Annotated in this window: 13 protein-coding genes; 4 read left to right on the top strand and 9 right to left on the bottom strand. The window is 60.6% G+C overall.

Going from position 1 to position 17282, the window contains the following annotated elements:
- Positions 1-3: 3 nt before the first annotated feature.
- The 7 genes from K7W03_RS05370 to K7W03_RS05340 form a co-directional block, all read right to left on the bottom strand.
- On the bottom strand, positions 4-1944 hold the full coding sequence (locus tag K7W03_RS05370; RefSeq protein WP_061939974.1) for an HAD hydrolase family protein: 1941 nt from the start codon (positions 1942-1944) through the stop codon (positions 4-6).
- The gene (locus K7W03_RS05365; protein ID WP_061939972.1) at positions 1941-3029 is read right to left on the bottom strand and encodes a hypothetical protein; all 1089 of its coding nucleotides are present in this window, start codon (positions 3027-3029) and stop codon (positions 1941-1943) included. Before K7W03_RS05365 ends, K7W03_RS05370 begins: the two co-directional genes overlap by 4 nt.
- Positions 3022-4941, bottom strand: a complete 1920-nt coding sequence (locus tag K7W03_RS05360; RefSeq protein WP_061939970.1) for a hypothetical protein — start codon at positions 4939-4941, stop codon at positions 3022-3024. Before K7W03_RS05360 ends, K7W03_RS05365 begins: the two co-directional genes overlap by 8 nt.
- 5 nt (positions 4942-4946) lie before the next feature.
- Positions 4947-6107 (bottom strand): hypothetical protein, encoded by a 1161-nt coding sequence (locus K7W03_RS05355; protein ID WP_061939967.1) that lies wholly within the window; start codon positions 6105-6107, stop codon positions 4947-4949.
- A 141-nt stretch (positions 6108-6248) separates the two neighbouring features.
- Complete coding sequence (locus K7W03_RS05350; protein WP_061939965.1) at positions 6249-6455, bottom strand: hypothetical protein; 207 nt, start codon at positions 6453-6455, stop codon at positions 6249-6251.
- A gap of 65 nt (positions 6456-6520) precedes the next feature.
- On the bottom strand, positions 6521-7939 hold the full coding sequence (locus K7W03_RS05345) for a UvrD-helicase domain-containing protein (RefSeq protein ID WP_061939963.1): 1419 nt from the start codon (positions 7937-7939) through the stop codon (positions 6521-6523).
- On the bottom strand, positions 7929-9635 hold the full coding sequence (locus K7W03_RS05340; RefSeq protein ID WP_061939961.1) for an ATP-dependent nuclease: 1707 nt from the start codon (positions 9633-9635) through the stop codon (positions 7929-7931). The genes K7W03_RS05345 and K7W03_RS05340 overlap by 11 nt, the downstream gene beginning before the upstream one ends.
- 994 nt (positions 9636-10629) lie before the next feature.
- On the opposite strand from K7W03_RS05340, the gene istA reads away from it, so the two are divergent.
- The 3 genes from istA (at position 10630) to K7W03_RS05325 (ending at position 15094) form a co-directional block, all read left to right on the top strand.
- Positions 10630-12144, top strand: coding sequence for an IS21 family transposase (gene istA, locus K7W03_RS05335; protein WP_021238707.1), 1515 nt, complete (start codon positions 10630-10632; stop codon positions 12142-12144).
- The gene (istB, locus tag K7W03_RS05330) at positions 12131-12859 is read left to right on the top strand and encodes an IS21-like element helper ATPase IstB (RefSeq protein WP_031304487.1); all 729 of its coding nucleotides are present in this window, start codon (positions 12131-12133) and stop codon (positions 12857-12859) included. Before istA ends, istB begins: the two co-directional genes overlap by 14 nt.
- A 204-nt stretch (positions 12860-13063) precedes the next feature.
- The gene (locus tag K7W03_RS05325; protein ID WP_046766263.1) at positions 13064-15094 is read left to right on the top strand and encodes a M13 family metallopeptidase; all 2031 of its coding nucleotides are present in this window, start codon (positions 13064-13066) and stop codon (positions 15092-15094) included.
- A gap of 62 nt (positions 15095-15156) precedes the next feature.
- On the opposite strand, the gene K7W03_RS05320 is transcribed toward K7W03_RS05325, so the two are convergent.
- Positions 15157-16053, bottom strand: coding sequence for a HEPN domain-containing protein (locus K7W03_RS05320; RefSeq protein WP_046766262.1), 897 nt, complete (start codon positions 16051-16053; stop codon positions 15157-15159).
- Positions 16054-16193: 140 nt separating this feature from the next.
- The gene (locus K7W03_RS05315) at positions 16194-16478 is read right to left on the bottom strand and encodes a hypothetical protein (RefSeq protein WP_139111426.1); all 285 of its coding nucleotides are present in this window, start codon (positions 16476-16478) and stop codon (positions 16194-16196) included.
- Positions 16479-16591: 113 nt separating this feature from the next.
- Here K7W03_RS05315 and K7W03_RS05310 point away from each other — a divergent pair, with 113 nt between their 5' ends.
- Positions 16592-17275, top strand: a complete 684-nt coding sequence (locus K7W03_RS05310) for an RNA polymerase sigma factor (protein WP_139111427.1) — start codon at positions 16592-16594, stop codon at positions 17273-17275.
- Positions 17276-17282 lie beyond the last annotated feature (7 nt).

The raw sequence follows: 17282 nt of genomic DNA, 5'->3' as shown, positions 1-17282 counted from the left end.
GGGTCATCGACTGTCTAGCGACAGCGAAGCTGTGTCGAGGCGAATCTCGCCAGACGTACATTGTACCAGAGCGGCCAACAGTTTGAGAAGGGCCTCCGGTCCCGTTATAGTGCCGCCGAACAGCGACCAGCAACCGTTTGGCGCGCCGCAGACTTCGCCGACGCTAACGCCGTGCGGATGCGAGAGCAGCGCGTGGTCGTTGCCCGAAGCGGCGCCACTATCCCCGAAGCACAGGATTGCTGTCCCTGGGCGTGCCACGTCGCGGACCGCCTCGACGACAGCCGCTTTGCTCGATGACGAGGGAACGATGTCGAAGCTGTGTCCGGACGCCGATATCCTTACCTCGCCGGTCGCGATTAGGGGGCACGCAGCAAGATCGAGCGCGAATCGGTACGGGTGTTTCAGGCGGTGCATGTCCACACTGATCTGCACTGGCCCTGCCTTGAATTTTTTCTCAAGGAAGAGGTCGTTCCGTTTCTCCAGCCACGAGGCGGTGGCGGCGATAGCTGCGCTCTGCGCGGGCGGATCCAGCTCGATCTGGACGTCAGCGGTGCTGATATATCCGCCGTTATAGTAGCCGATGACCATTAAGGAGAGGAGGTCTGCGGGAAGTACCTTGCGAAGATCGTCTCCGACAGAGCCGCCTCTCCCGGTTGCGATCCCCAGTTTCAAGCCCGCCCGGTGCAGCCGGACCAGCTCGTCGACAATTCTCTGATCGGGCAAATCATATCGCCCGTCGGTCGTCACTATGGTCCCGTCATAGTCAAAGACCGCACCGCCAATGTCCGCTTCTTCGAGTGTTCGCAACCGCTCGCTGCCAATTGACGCAAGGCTGGGCTGTTCGGGATACGACGCATCGGCCTTCGCCATTGCCGCGCGTTTGTGACGTAGCCGAGGCGGAAGGTTATGGGCCAGCTTTTCGAGGGATCGGTCGTCGTAGATCGCACGGCCAAATTCGCCGATACCGGGTTTGCCGGGATCGATGCCCAGGGTTTCGCCGATGGCCTCGACCAACGAGAGCCCGTCGATCAGGGCGAGCAGGTTCTCGAGCCTACCGCAACGGCCGTGGTCGACCGCCGTGCGCCGCAAACCATCTGGAAGCACATCGTCGATCGCCGCCCAAGACGCGCGGGACGTACTCCCTGTGAGCGCAAGTACGACCGTGTCGTTGGCCCGATGGTGAAGCCACGCATGCCGTCCGTGGGCGAGATTGCGAAAGTCGGTCGTTTGCACGGGGCAGAGCGTAGCTTCCCAAAGGGACGTGTCGAGCAGCGATGCGACGGGCCGCAACAGCGGATCGGCGGCGATGATCAGGGTGTCGCTGGTCCGAAAGCCCGCCCATTGGTCCACAAGATGGCTGCGTTCACTAATGTCGCGAGCCCCGGTCAGTCGGCCCGCGATCTGTTCGAGGGGCGCAGGGCTTGATGCGGGTTCGCGAGACGCCATCGCACTGGCGAGCAGAAGGCCGACGGTCATCGCAAGAAGCGAGTGCGTCGCGAGATATCCATCCTTGAGGTCTGCGACTGGAACAACATGCACCGCACCGCCGACTTGCCTCACGATCGCCGCGGCGGCGCCATCAGGGTTGCGCGTAACGAGGTTGAGATCAACGCAGGCGCGGTCGATGACCGCCTGCGCCGCCGCGGTCACATCGGGGTTGTCTCCGCCAGCGCTGAAGAGCCACACTTGGGTGGACTTGAGAGAATGATGATCGGTAACCGCGTGCATAGGCGTGGCGACCGACGTCGGCCCCAGTCCGAGCGAGTCTCGGCATCGTACGAAATATTCGGCTGCGACGACCGAACCGCCGGATCCGATCGCCAAGGCGTGACCACAGTTTCCCCGCATGAGCGATGTCGCGATCGGGGCGGGATCGAAATCGGCAAAAAGGTCGAGAGTGGCGGGCAGCGCATCGAGCTTGGAACTGAACCTGGGCGTGCTCATTCTTCGCTATAGCCCGCGTACAAGGGCCCCGACAGGACGAGGTGCACCATCATGTCCGGAGGATCGCTTGGTGACGGCTTCGCCGCGCTGAAGTCGTAGCTTTCCGTCTCGACATATTGCACCGACATGCCGTGTTCGATGGCGGCCATCATCGCCCCTGCCGCCAGCACCTTGCTGCCCAAGGGCGAGAGTACCATACGGGGGTCATAGGTCCCTTCCATTGTCCGGTCGATCCGTTGCTTCAGGGTGGACAGGGTTCGGTAGCAGTCGAGAGGGTTCTTCTCGGACGCGTAGACGATGTCGCGGGGGTCTATCTCCCATTCATCGACGAGCTCGGTCTGGAACTCGGTGAGGAGATCGTCGGCGCGGCGCGGATTCCGAGCGGGAAAGGGCAGCACCGGACATATCTTGTACCAGTTCCCGCTCGATGCACCGATCTGCGTCAGGGTGGAGGCTCTGCCCCGCGCGAGCTGCGGTATCCAGACCGGGGCAACTTCGAGCGCGCTCATCCCGACGTCGGGTGCGAAGCCCTTGACCGGACTAATGCGGCTCGACGGGACGCTGGATATTTGGTCGTCCAGTTCCGGGTTCGACACGATCATCAGGTGGAAGGCGCGATTGCCGTCCTCCTCGCATTCCTCGAGGAGGAGCTTGGCTGCCGGAAAGCCAATTCCGATGGAAAGCGCGCTAAGATCCAGAATTACGTCCGTGACGTCGGCCGGGATCGGGTTGGCAAGAATCTCCGAGACCAGTCGGGCACCCCCAACAGGAGCACCGTCGTCTGCGAATACCGGCAGCACGAAAACCTTGGAGGCCGGAACAATGGCCTTTAACGCCGTCTCGTTCGCATCCGCGCGTTTTACGAGCTCGTCGGTCGCGCCTGGACGTTCCTCACGAATGTAGTAGGCGGATAACCGCTCGTCGAGCGTGTCCGCTAGCAACTGGGACACGCGCTGCGAACGCGGATCGAACCCGGCGGCTGCAACCAGCAAGACGCGGCGTGATGGATCGGCGAAATAATCCCGGATGAACGAAGCGACGTCGTCGTCGAAGTTCGTGATGCAGTTTGACCAATGTTCACGCATCGGCCAGCCCCGCTGCGTCGCGTAGATATCCCACTCGCCTTTCGAGGAATCCGCCTCGATTATAGGTCAGGCCGTGGACGAGGCTCACCGTGCCGGTCAGCTCGATCAGCGTCCAAAGCTTGCCGCCCTGACCGTAATCACGTTCGATCGTTATCGCTCCGTTCGCGATGGCGTGCTTCAGCACCGCGCCCAACTCATCATCCAGCGACAGGGCCTGCATTTCGTCTTCCAGGATACCGATCGCGTTGGCGCCGGCCCCTAGGGGCGCGTTCGGGAGCAGAGATTCGGCAAGGCAGTCCTTCGCGATATGATCAACCATGGCGCGCACCCGGGAGGCGTGCGGGAAAGCCCAGCCATCCATGATCGCGCGCGCCTTGTCGGAGAGCACCTTCTGCTGGGTCTTGGCTGGCAGAGGAAGATCTTCGTTGCGGATCGCGCGGGTCTCGATGTTCGCGACGAGCGCGCCGGCGAACTGCAGAAAGATTTCGGCATTTTCGTTACTGGCGTCGCAAATATCATCAATCCCGAAATGGAACGGACGTCCTAGTTCGTGGTAGAGGTGCAGGCGGGCGCCGTGCGCGACGTCTGCGTCTGCCTTCAACGGTGTTTTCGGCTCGGGATCGAAATCTTCGAAGAGGGACGGCGCGGACCGTGCAATGCGCACAGCATAACGGTGGATAAGGATGCGCACCATCGCGAGCGCCACCTCCGGCCCATGGTCGTATGAGCGCGAGCGTTTCAGATAATCGGCGACGATTGCGTCGATCTCCTCCCGACGGGAGGCGGCAACGCCACGTTTGGCCTGCTCGCGTGCGATTTTCTCAGTGAGTGACCGCAATTGAGCCGGGGTTACGGTTGGCGGCTCGGAGGGAAGAAGGCGCTCGATGTCGGTCGCCCCCCGGTTGCGAAGCGCCTCGACAAGCGGGAGGTACCGCTTCGCCATGTCCTTGGCCATCGTTCGGAACTGCCGCCGAGCGGCATCCTTCTTGCCGTCTTCGACCACCTGCATGCGGATGTCGACGAAATCGCGGCCCTGCGAGCGCCCGTGGGATGGCTGCGCGCCGGGAGAGCGGAGCACCGCGCCGGGACTCAGGGCGTCGAGGCGCATCATCATCCATCTGCCGAACTTCATCTCGCGATGCGACAAAGTCTCGAACATCTCCTCAAGCTGATCGTGATGAAGCGCGTGAACGTCGTCCAGCATCACCAGCGGCGTCACTTCGATGGGCTCGCCGTCCCATTCGATTCTGATCCGTTGAATGGCGTCGAACGGCGCGTAGGGGGCTGTTGCATCCTCTGGCAGATCGCTGAGCTTCGGTGGCCGCAGGCCAGCGCCGATCGAGTAGATCGCCCGCTGGACGGCGAGGGCGCGGTCGCGGACGCCCTGGGCAGTTAAGCCGCCGATTTGCTCAAGATGAGCCTCGTACGAAGCCCGCGGCACGAAGGTTATACCATCGAGGTCTCGGGTTCGGTTGGCCGTGAGGTTCCGGATGAGGCCGAGCATCGCGCGGGCCTGGACTAGCCAGAAGGCGAGCTTGGTCTTTACGGCGTTCTCGTACGGCAGTTCCCAGAACTCGCGATACTCGGATTCCATCGGTACGCGCACGGCGGCGATATGGGGGATGGCATTCTGGAGGAAGCCAGCCTCGGCGAGAGCGGCAGCCAGGGTACGATTGGTGGCGTTCGTTCTGTCCTTGAGGATCGCCTCGACCATCCTGAACTCGGCGAGCGTCGCAAGCATAGTCTTGCCGCTTCCGGGCGAGCCGATGATGCGAACCGGCACCTCGAACATATCGTCCTTATGCTTGTTCTTGGCGAGGAACGTCGTGAGCGGCGACGGGCTGACGATTGACAGGAACGATGCGTCGTCTCGGACATACTCGGTTGCCCGGCGGAGGAAGGGGTTTGCCATTCTGCTTATCCGTGGCGATCGCGGCGCAGGAACAAGGGCCGCATGGGCGGGCCCTGCGTTCCCTCGGTGTCGGCCCAGAGGATGGATATCGAATTGTTGGGAGTGTTGTGCTCGAGGACCAGGGGGAGCGCGCAGTTCGCATATCCGTACTTCATGTCGGTCTGCCCGGCCTCCCTGCAGTGTTTCTCGAGCCGCATGAAGAGCTCATCATCGTAGTAGGTATCGCACAGCCCGAGATAGGATGTGTCGCTTGAGTTGGCAGCGAGCATTGTGCCGGTCGCGGCATCTGCAGCGCCGATGCGCAGATCGCCCGGTAGCCTCAGACCCTCCGTTATGAACGCTGTCCCATAGCTGCGACTGGAAAGTTTGATCGCTGCCTCGGCGATCCGGCCTTCGAGCGCCTCTCTCGCCTGGGCGGTGGATATATAGTGATGGATATGCAGTGTATAGCCGTCTGCCAGCGGGAAGTCGTTCTTGAGTTGGGCTCGCGCGTTTGCGACGATCTTTTCGAACTTGGCGAGTTTTCCCTTCGCTTCCCCGCCTTCGGGAAAGCGTATGAAGGTGGTGCCCGAGGCGGTGAAGTCGTCGATCAGATAGACATCGTCGAAGCGGGCGTCCGCGGACTTAAGGTCGTCCTTCAGGTCTTTGCCAAGGCCCCGCCATTTTTCATCATCGACGTTCATCATCGGCACGACCTGTTCCTGGGACAAGCGCCCGGAGTTGGCGCGTCGCAGGACGTCGATACGGCTTCCGTCGCTCAGCCCGACAAAGAGACAGCGACGCAGTCGATCGGAGAATGCGTTCGCGCCCTCCTTCGTCGCCCAGACCTCGTAGGGCTTGATGCCCATTGTGTTGGCGACTGCCTTGCGCAGATAGGGCGTCACCACCTCGGGGATGAAGGTCTCGATCACGCGCTGCATCTCGGCGGTCGAGATATAGACTAGGCGCCGCCGAACCAGGGCGTAAGCTGTCTCGCGGTCCGCCGGGTCGAAGTGGCGCAGCCATGAAACTAGGCTCTCCAGAAACCGTACGCCTGCGCGGAAATCGGAATAGCCGTCATACTTCATCGAGGACATCAGGCGCAACCAGGCATATTCCCTGGTCGCGCGCTCATTATCCCAAGCCATGACGGTAGCGATCAAATTGAGGGCAAGCGTATTGATCATTGGGAGGCGCCCGCGCTCGCTTCAAAATGAAGAACGGCCCGTCGCTGCGCGCTCGTGAACTGAAACTGGTTGATAATCATTGCCCCTCTAGCAAGAAACTGCCTCGCCGATCGCGCCCGATCAAGCGTTACCATCACGAGATCAATCAGATTCGCCAAGATCGCTCATTTTCTCCTCGATTTCTATCACGTAGCCGTCGCCTTGGTTGGCGCGGGATGACAGCACGACAGATTGAAACCGATCAATGTCGGCGTCGGAATCTCTCACGGGCCGAAAAGACGCTCTGCCGTCCCTGCGATCCACCCGGAAATTGGTGTTGTCCTCGATCAGATCGCCGATGTGGCTCAACCTCGTCCTCCAGTTTCACGCGCAGATTTAAGCGGGCGCAATGATATTCCTTCGGTCGGCAGGTCTCACCCGGGCGTCAGCCGCGCGGTCCGCGAGCAGACTATGAGCCTTTTCGCGCCGCGCGTCATCGCGACATAGAGGTGTCGTCGATCCATTTCGCCGGGATCGAGGATGACTGCGGTGTCCGCCTCCAGCCCTTTGAGCAGCAGAGTGCTGCCGACGGTGCGTTTTGCGAGCGGCCTGCCGATCAAGCGCGATCGCTCACGTTCCTGAATGGCTGCAGCGGCGGGCGAGAGGCCGGGGTTGTCGCCGCAATTCTTGAGCAGGCGCAGGGCGCCGCGCAGGATCGCGGGGCGGTGGGTGCGGACCCCCTGTTCCCGCCCAATTTCAACGAGCAGGTCTGCCGCCGTTCGATAGCACGGCGTTTCAGCTAATCTAATGGCTGCCGATTCGACAGCTGAAGCTGGCTGCCGCTCGCGTCCCGCGCGCAGGGTGACGACCCGGTTCAGCAGGTTGGTACCGCCGGTATTGGTCATGACCGATCCCGCAAATGATATAAGATGCTGCAGCAAACCCGCGGATGTAAAGTCGAGGCCATCCCCAAATGTAATGAGATCGCGCATGTCGACATTCTCTACCGTGACAGCACCGTGGATCTGACTGGCAAATTGTCTTTGGCCGGCAGGGTTTCGGGAATCAGCGATAATAAGAACCTTCTCTCCATCTGCTGCGGCTACGGCACCCGCCCTTAGGCGGCGCTGGTGGTCCTCGCTCCCATCGAGGTGAACCCAGGACACATTGGCGGGCGCCGCAGAGAGATCGACTCCGTGCCCGGCGATCAGGGCATGGCGTACATCGAGGAGGTAGCGTCCGAAGGTTGCCTCGCCTGCATACATCCAGCGCCAGGGGGCGGTGAGCTCAGCTGCGATGGGAAAATGCGCGCAGACCTGTTGTTCCCAGTTGGCGAGAGCATTGCCCTGAAAACCGAAGATCGCCTGCATGGGATCGCCCAGGACGCAGGTGCGCAGGCTTTGCGCTGCATAGTAGACGATCGCGTGCTGGACCTCGGAGCAATCCTGATACTCGTCGACGATCATGCGATCGTAGGTGGCTGCCAGCACGTCGTTGATATGCCCATCGCGCAGCAAGGTCCCCGCCGCCTGCCTGATTGCCGGATAATGTAATCTTGGGTTTGCAATCGTGAGAATGGCCGGGTCGTGTCCGCCCCGCTTGGGGAACAGCGTCAGGAGCCGCATGCACCAGCCATCGATGGTCGCCAGGCGATAGTGTGAGGGGACAACGCCAGCTTTGTCGAGGCGGGCCCGCAGAGCAGCGACCCCTGCATTCGTATGGGTGAGGACAAGAATGGGTTTAGCGCCGACATGCCGGGTCAGGGCCTGCGCGATAAGATGGGTCTTGCCGCAACCAGCGGGCGCGGTGACCGTGCCGCGATCGATTGCAAGGAGGTCGATGTCAGACACCATGGCACCAATCGAACAAGGCCGCGATGTTGCCGCGGAAGTCGGCGCTCATGTTCTGGAAGTCGGGACCGATGATGTCGCGGGCGGCATCCTCCATCCAGCTTACTGTCTTGAACCAAGCGTTCTTTTTCCCCTTTGCCGCAGTGGCTAGGGTCTGGCGGCTCCACGGCGTGACCGGTCCTCGGCAAACCGCGAGGGCAAGCGCGTTCTGCGATGCGGCGCGGATATGTTCATCGATCAATCCTTCGCCGTGGAGTTCGACCGCGCGCTCGAGGAGTTGATGGACGGCGGTATCGCTCACACCCAGGAAGATCGCCTGTTCGAGCGCTTGCCCAGCCGCCCATTTGAAGAGCCGCCCGTTCTGAAACGTAAACAGCGCTTCCTCGCCGACATCGGGCTGAACGTCGTCGTCGCGCAGTGTCGCGATACGGAAGCCAAGGTTAAGCAGGACGTTGGCGCGGCCATAGATCTTGTTGACGCCCCCGGCATCGACCAATGCTACGCCGCGGGCATTGAGCGAGGTAGCGCCCTGCGCTGCAAAGCACAGATCCAATCCGCGCATCAGCCCAACCTCGCTGGCGCCTTCGCAGACGAGCACCGAATGCGAGAGAAAAGCTTCCGGATGCACGCGGATTGTCCCCTGGATCTGGTCGCCGGCGCCGACCAGATCCAGCTTGTGGCCGGCTGCGAGCTTGCGCAAGACCCACAGCTGGTCGCCTCGCAGCTCGCGTAGCGCTACGGGAGAATGCGTCGTCAGGAAGGCTTGGATGGGCGGCGGGTTTTCCTTCGCGCCGATCGACCCCAGAAGGCGGATGATCCGGTGGGGCTCCAGGCCATGCTCGAGCTCGTCGATCAGGAGTACGCTCGACTCTTGGGCCGCCCTGCGCTGAAGCCCAGCTACCAGTAGGCGTGTTGATCCTACACCGAGCGCGCGCAGCGGTATGCCATCGTCACCGTGGAGGGCGACAGTACCGCCGCTAAAGGACACGGAATGGGCATCGAGCATCGCCTTCAACTTTTCGCCGGCGGGAATGCCGAGTTCTCGGGCGGTATCGGCGACGATCTTCAGCGTCTCGCCAAGCTGGGCATCGGCTAGATCGCCAAAGGCCTTGCGGGCGTCTCGCGCAGCACTAGCGAGGGCCGCTGACGTATCGGCCTTTTCGTCGGTGAGGCGGTTGAGTACCGAACCGCGCCGCCAGGCCAAGTTGCTTTCCGCGAGCGCGCCGATCCGGGTGGGCGACAAGCGCATGCGGTCGCCCCAGGTCAGATTCCGCGAGAGGCCTTGCGCGTGGGCGCGATCGGACACGAGCGTCCAGACGGGATCGAGATCACTGCCGACCGACAGCTTGATCGTCAGGACCGTTTCCTTCCCGGCTTCGGGTTCATCGTCGATGATCCCGTTTGCAGGATCGAAGCTACGAACATAGGCGCCGTATGTGTCGATGCTCTTCAGGGCATCGGATAGGTCGCCGATCGTGATGCTGATCGAAATTGGCGCTGTCACGTTGAGGGCGTGGAAATCGGCGTCGGTGAACGGCGCACTCCGACGCGCTCCGAGACACAGGTCGATCGCGTCTAGGACAGAGGATTTGCCTCCGTCGCCCGGGCCGATCAGGCAATTGATCCCGGCGCTGGGAAACCAATCCAGCTTCTGGATGCAGCGAAAATTTCTGATTCCGATGTGGCGAATCCGCGCCATTGCTCCCTCCTGCAATTGAGAAGGCATTAACCCTTGAAGTAAATGCTGGCCAGTGCGACCAGCCAAATACAATTCAGAAAAGACACGTTGCAACAGTGGCTTGCATTCTGAAACCCGTTGCGCTGGCTGCCGGCGGCTACACCTTCGGCAAGGAAAACGGTGCCGGGATGCGTCGAAGATCGCTGACCGTCAGGGCTTCCCTCCAGATTCATCACCACCCCGAAGCGGAGGCTCCCGATTGCACGCCAGGACAGCCGAAATTAAGCTCTGCGCTGATTACGCGCCCCTTCTCGCAAAATCGCGTGATAAAAATCACCCACTAGGATGCTATAACAAACTGAATTTTTGTAAAATCTTCGGGCGAGGGATCGAACCCTCCACCCAACCTTGACAAGGTTTCCGCCCAAAGTCTGCTTCGGGTGCCAGGATCTAGGGCGCTCATACCCGCTCGGGCGCGGATGCTGACGTTCGGCGTCGATCAGCTGGAACGGCAGATGTCGCTTCTCCGCGCTCCGAAGGAGACGTTCCGGATCGTCCAACAAAGCGGACATGATGACCGGCCTGAGCGCGGCAATGAGATGTCCGCTACCGGCGAGCGAAATTTGGCACTTGAGCGGCAAGGAAGGGTCGACCTTTGCACATCGCTCCGTGCAGAAATAAGCCGACGACAGAGCAAGGGCTGCGTGAAATTTCCTACAGACCGGCGATACCTCTAGGGTGAGGCCCCACTATTTTCGTTAGATGGGGTGGGGACAGTGACGTAGTAGCCCGTGGATCTCGGTCGAAGGTATGTCGGCTCCGACGGTGCGCTCACCGGGTTGGGAAATTGCGGCTTTTGCACGGTTCACGCTTGTGGCTCACCGACTCTCCCCTTGGATCTGAGGATCAGCGTGCAATAGGCACCCCCTTCGTGGGGTGATCGGCGTGCAAAAAGGACCCCTTCATCCCGGGGATTTAGTCGGCCGACTGGTTTTGATCAGTTGGCGAGAACGGGATGTTGATCGTGGAGACAGTGGTTCGGATTCGGCGTGAGCATGCAGCGGGTAAGGCGATCAAGGCGATCGCTCGTGACCTTCGTTTGTCGCGGAAGGTCGTCCGCAAAGCGATCCGGTCGCCGGAGGCGGCGTTCAACTATCAGCGCAAAGTCCAGCCGCTGCCGCGGATCGGTCCTTATCAGGATCGTCTCGATGCGCTGCTTGAGGAGAACGAAGGTCGCGGCCGCCGCGATCGGCTACGGATGACGCGTATCCATGACCTGCTGGTGCGCGAGGGGTTCGATGGATCCTATGATGCGGTGCGCCGCTATGCGGCGCGCTGGCGTGCTGCGCGGCGGAAGGATGCTGGCGAAGGCGCACCGGCGTTCATCCCGATGACCTTCCAGCCGGGTGAGGCCTACCAGTTCGACTGGAGCCACGAGGATGTGGAGATCGCCGGCAAGCCGATGCGGGTGAAGGTGGCGCATATGCGTCTCTGCGACTCGCGCGCACCCTATGTCCGGGCCTATCCGCGCGAGGGCCAGGAGATGCTGTTCGATGCCCATGCCCGGGCGTTCGCGTTCTTCGGCGGTGTGCCGCGACGCGGTATCTACGATAATATGAAGACGGCGGTGACGGCCGTGTTCACCGGCAAGGAGCGTGTGTTCAACCGCCGCTTCCTGATCATGACCGATCATTACATGGTCGAGCCGACCGCCTGCTCGCCGGCGGCGGGATGGGAGAAGGGCCAGGTCGAGCAGCAGGTCCAGACAATCCGAGGCCGCTTCTTCCAGCCGCGGCTCCGGTTCGCCAGCCTGGCCGAGCTCAACGGGTGGCTGGAGGCCGAGTGCCGGCGCTGGGCCGAGCATCATGCCCATCCCGAACGCGGGGATATTACCGTCGCCGAGGCGCTGGATATGGAGCGACCGGCCCTGCAGCCGATCCTGGCACCGTTCGACGGCTTCCATGAGAGCGAGCATGCCGTCACCGGCACCTGCCTCATCAGCTTCGATCGCAACCGCTACTCGGTCATGTCGACGGCCGCACGCCGGACCGTTCAGGTGCGCTCCTATGCCGATCGCATCGTCATACGCTGCGGCGATGCGATCGTCGGGGAGCATGAGCGCCACTTCGGTCGGAACCGCACGATATACGATCCCTGGCATTATCTGCCGGTCCTCGCGCACAAGCCCGGCGCGCTGCGTAACGGCGCACCGTTCCAGGACTGGGATCTGCCGCCCGCCCTGCACCGATTACGGCGAAGGCTCGGCACCGGGGACGAGGCCGATCGCAGGTTCGTGCGGGTCCTCTCGGCGGTGCTCACCGATGGCCTGGAGCCGGTAGAGGCTGCCGTGCGCGAAGCGTTGGCGAACGGAACGGCCAGCGACGAGCTGATCCTCAACATCCTCTCCCGGCGCCGCGAGCCGGCGACACCCCACAGCATCGTCACTTCGGAAGACCGGATGCTGCAGCATCCTCCGCTCGCCGACTGTGCCCGCTATGATCTGCTGCGAGGCTATGATGCAGCGGCATGATATGATCGACACGATGCGCGGCCTCGGACTCAAGGGCATGGCGGCGGCGTTCGACGAGGCGGTCACCACCGGCCTCCAGCGCAAGCGCACCACCATGGAGATACTGACCGACCTGCTCCGTGCTGAGGCGACCCACCGGGATGCAGCCTCCATCCGCTATCGGATGACGGCTGCGAGGCTGCCCGTGGTGAAGGACCTGGAGCGGTTCAGCTTCGAGGGCACACCGATCAATGAGGAGATGATCCGCTCCCTTCACGATGGCTCCTTCCTCCCGCCTCGCCGCAATATCGTGCTGGTCGGCGGCACGGGGACAGGCAAGACCCACCTCGCCATCGCGATCACCGCCAATGTCGTGCGAAGGGGCGCTCGCGCCCGCTACTTCAACACCGTCGATCTGGTGACACGCCTCGAAGAGGAGACCCGGATCGGCAAAGGCGGGACCCTGGCGGCGCAGCTGTCGCGGCTCGACCTGATCGTTCTCGACGAGCTCGGTTATCTGCCGTTCGCCCGCTCGGGAGGGCAGTTGCTGTTCCACCTCATCAGCAAGCTTTATGAGCGGACCAGCGTCATCATCACCACGAACCTCGCCTTCGGCGAATGGCCGACCGTGTTCGGCGATCCCAAGATGACCACGGCGCTGCTCGACCGCGTCACCCACCACTGCGATATCGTCGAGACGGGCAACGACAGCTGGCGCTTCAAAAACCGCAGCTGACAGCCACCTTCGGCGCCTTCAAAAATCTATCTTGCGCTGCGCGCGCCTCCGGTCGGGCTACGCCCGCCCTCCGCCGCACGCAGCGCAAGGCCATCTTCAACAAACCAGCATCATATTATCTGAAAAGGGGGTCCCTCTTCGACGCCGATCGGGGGTCCCTTTTGAACGCCGTTTGACACCTTGGATCTTTCGAGAGGGTTCGGGATGCGATCGTCAAACTTAGGTGCAGCAATGTTTCTGGCTGTATTCTCATTTCCAGCAGCACACGCAGATCAGGGCGCGCCCTCCGGATCGAATGCTTCGGCCTATGGTACTTACGGGCTTGATGAAGATGGCATGGACCATGAAGCGTCGCCGGGTGAGGATTTCTCCCGCTATGCGAATGGAAACTGGGATGCGCGCACGGCGATCCCGGAGGACAAGGCCAGCTTCGGCATGATCAACCTTCTGGAAGACCTCTCGCGCGAACGCACAAGGGCAATTCTGGACGCGGCCCGAAAAGACCCTTTGAACAAGATTGGGGCAGCGTATTCGAGCTATATGGGTCGTGCTGCCGTTGAGAAAGCGGGTCTAACGACAATCGCACCATGGCTCCGGGAAATCAGCGAATTGCGCGACAAAGCTGGCCTGGAAAACCTCGTTGCGAAGGCCAATCGCATTGGTGTTGCCGGTCCTTTTCGCCTCTACGTTGGGCAGGACGATAAAAAGCCAGACAGCTATATCATCAAGCTGAGTCAGGGCGGCTTGGGCCTGCCGGATCGCGATTATTATCTCGAGCAAAGCGACAAAATGGCCGCGATCCGGACGGCATATCGTGCGTATCTTACACAAATGCTGACTCTGATTGGGGAAACTGACGCCGGCAGCCGAGCTGACGCTCTGATGACGTTTGAGACGGCAATAGCGAAGCTGCATTGGTCACGGGTCGAAAGCCGCGACGTCGATAGGGTCTACAACAAGACCACACTCGCCAAATTGACGGTGGACGCGCCCGGGTTCGACTTCCCTGCCTATTTTGCCGCGAACGGCATCAAACCCGCCGAGATGATTGTCGCGCAGCCCAGCGCCATTGCGGGGGAGGCGGCGCTCATCGCGAAGACTCCGCTTCAGGTTCTGAAGGATGCTTTGCTCGTGCGAAGCATCCATACCTATGCCGATTTCCTGCCCGACCATATCGGGGACGAGGATTTCGCCTTCTACGGTACAATCCTAGCTGGTACGCCAATGCGGCCGGAACGTTGGAAGCGTGGCATCGATTTTCTCAAGGGCGCTTTGGGAGAGGAGGTTGGGAAGGCCTACGTCGCGCGATATTTCCCGCCTGAAACGAAGGAGGCGATGGACGCACTGGTCCAGAATGTGATCGCGGCCATGGGCCGCCGGATCGATAAGCTGACCTGGATGAGTGATACCGCGAAAATCAGGGCTCGCCGCAAGCTGGCCGCGTTTACGGCCAAGACCGGTTATCCAGACAGATGGCGCGATTATTCGGGTCTCATGATCAAGGCGGGCGATCTGTTCGGCAATGCAGTTCGCGCCAACCAGTTTGCCTTCGACTATCAGGTGGGAAAGCTTGGCAAGCCGATATATCGTTGGGAATGGGGCATGACGCCCATGGAGATCAATGCATATGCCAATTTCGGCAAGGTGGAGATCGTCTTTCCCGCTGCCATCCTGCTACCGCCCTTTTTCGATCCCAATGCCGACCCGGCGGTCAACTATGGCGCGATCGGCGCTGTGATCGGCCATGAGATCAGCCATCATTTTGACGATCAGGGTTCAAAATATGATGAGACCGGGAAGCTCAACCCATGGTGGAGTGAGGCCGACGTCGCCACCTTCAAGGCGCTCAGCGGACGCCTTGTCGATCAATTTGATCGTTATGAGCCTTTCCCCGGTGTGCATGTGAAGGGGGCCATGACTTTGGGTGAGAATATCGGCGATCTGGCAGGCTTGGCTGTTGCTCTCGATGCCTATCATACTTCACTGGGCGGTAAGCAAGCTCCGGTCATAAACGGAAAGACCGGCGACCAGCGCTTCTTTCTCGGATGGGCGCAGGTGTGGCGGATCAAATATCGGGAGGCCGCCCTGCGCCAACGGCTCGTCACGGATTCCCATTCGCCCGCTCAATACCGCATTTCCACGGTTCGAAACTTTGATGAATGGTATGCCGCGTTTAAGCCTGAACCCGGTGAGAAGCTCTATCTTCCGACCAAGGATCGGGTCAAAATCTGGTGATTGAATCTAAGGCCGGGGTGAAGCCCGGCCTTGTCATGGGAGGGTGTCAGCGGCGCTCTTAGTCACGATCCCAGTCGCTCTTGGCAAATGTCCTTTACCAATCCTTGGAGTATAGTAATCCGCTCACAAATCCATTCCAGTTCCTCGGCAGTGATTTTATAATGCTCTGAGTAACGTGCGTTGACATAAGCACCGCGCAGCAGTTCGAAACAACGCTGCGTGAATTTTGTATCCCGCGGCCACGCTTGAATCAACCTTGCATCCAACTGTTCGCACTGTGACCTGAGCAAATTAATCTTGTGTGATTTTGGTGCGTACAACGTACTAACGAGGAGAAAGCAGTCATAAAGTCGTTCAGTGGTCTGGTGCAGAACGAACGCGGCTTCGTTTTCATTTCCTTCCGAAAGTGCGTGTCGAGCCATGCTGAAAAATGCTGTTGCGCTCGGAAACCATTTGTCAAAATGCTTTTGTGCCTCTGCTCGTGCTTCGTCCGGCGGCAAAGTAACTGGCTGATCGAACGGATTGTCAGGTGCTTCATAGAGAGCAATACCATCACGGAGGATGTCTCGAAAGAAGGGGCGACCCTTCTTCAGTTGTTTATTCACGTCGGTCAGGCTGTGGGTAATGATGTGCGCCGGAACACTGAGCTTCTTTGAGATGGTGTGGGCCCGGAGTAGATGGTCCTCGGCCTTGCTCCAATATTCGATCGGATCCGCGAGTTCCTCATGGTTCACAACGACCAGCACGTCATAATCGGAGAAATAACCACCGACCGGGTCTTCTACCCAGTCGCCGCGCGCATGTGATCCATAGAGGATAACCTTGAGGATCCGACCGGCCTTGCGATGAGGGGCATTACGCCCGGCGATCGTGTCCTCAAACTCTTCGAACAATATGCGACGGATTTCGCCGAGCTCCCGCTGTTTACGTTCGGGCAGATGATCGAGAGACGTCTTCATTCCCCCAGATTCCCCCTTTGGCGTAGAAAAGCCAAGAAAAATATGTGCCTTGTATCAATCAGGCCGCTTGGTAATCATCGCATAAAAGCGGATCGCCGCATTCGAAGCCTCAGTGTGTCGGACAGTTCGCGCGTATCGAATCATTCGCGGATCGGGAGAGCTTTTCGCCGCAACTCGGCATTTAGCCGCGGAGTTTCCGCAGCTAAATGCCGAATCTCCGCAGCTAATTGGCGAAGAACCCGCAGATTGCTGCGCAGGAACAGCTCAGCCATTATTTTTTCTGCGCTTTGCGCGGCGCAGTTAGACAGTCGCGGCGGCTGCGCTATGGAGGAGATGTCGGGTGCCGTGAAACAGGACGCGTGTCCCATGGGCCGGGGGATCGGCGGGCTTTTGGCCTGGCCGGTCGGCAGCGGCGCGACGTCCAAATAACGGGTCCTTGTACAGGATTTCCAACACCCGACCCCTTTTTTCAAGCCCTTGCCAGCCGATTCTCGATACGGAATTCTCTTTGGTGCCGTCGGGAGGCCGATGGCGGGGCGTGGAAACCCCTGTACCGAAGATCGGCGAGTCAGACTTGGTGCTGGCATGGCCGATCCATGCGCGCGCCCTTTGCGCGATGCACCGGCATGGAGCTTTTCCTTTGCCGTCCTTATGGGGCGGCACGCCCTTCGTAATTGAAGGAAAGGCGCGGGTAATGACCGGCGAGCAAGGGAAAACGCCGTGGCTGCCAATGGGTAGCCGGCAGGACGGGATGGTCGACAGGCTGTACCGCAATCATGCGGGCTGGCTGCTCGGAAGGCTGCAACGCCGGTTCGCGGGCTCTGGTCTTGAAGCGGAGGATTTGGTGCAGGACACCTATATGCGGGTAGCGCGCTACAGCGAAGAGGAGGCGGAGCGTCGGCCCCGCGCGCTGCTGCTCCGGATCGGGCTCAACCTTGCCTTCGATCAAATGCGCCGCAACAAGACCCGTCCCGCACCGCTGGCGGCTAATGATCCCGATCCTTCCTGGGACATAGAAGACTGTGGAGAGCAGGAATATTTCCTCGGCCTCAAACAGGCCGTCCAATCTTTGCCACCGGATCTTCGGACGGTCTTTCTTTTGTCGCGGTTCACCCGCATGACGAATGCAGATATCGCGAAAAGGCTGGGAGTTTCGGTCAAGACCGTTGAGGGACGGGTGAGCAAGGCACTTATATTGTGTGCACAACGGCTGTCGGACTGAGGGTAGG

Origin of the sequence: Sphingobium sp. PNB (assembly GCF_019873065.1) — a bacterium.
In the GTDB taxonomy this organism is placed as follows: Bacteria; Pseudomonadota; Alphaproteobacteria; order Sphingomonadales; family Sphingomonadaceae; genus Sphingobium; species Sphingobium fuliginis.
Note: the sequence above shows the minus strand (reverse complement) of the source record. Positions and strands in the feature narration are given on the sequence as shown.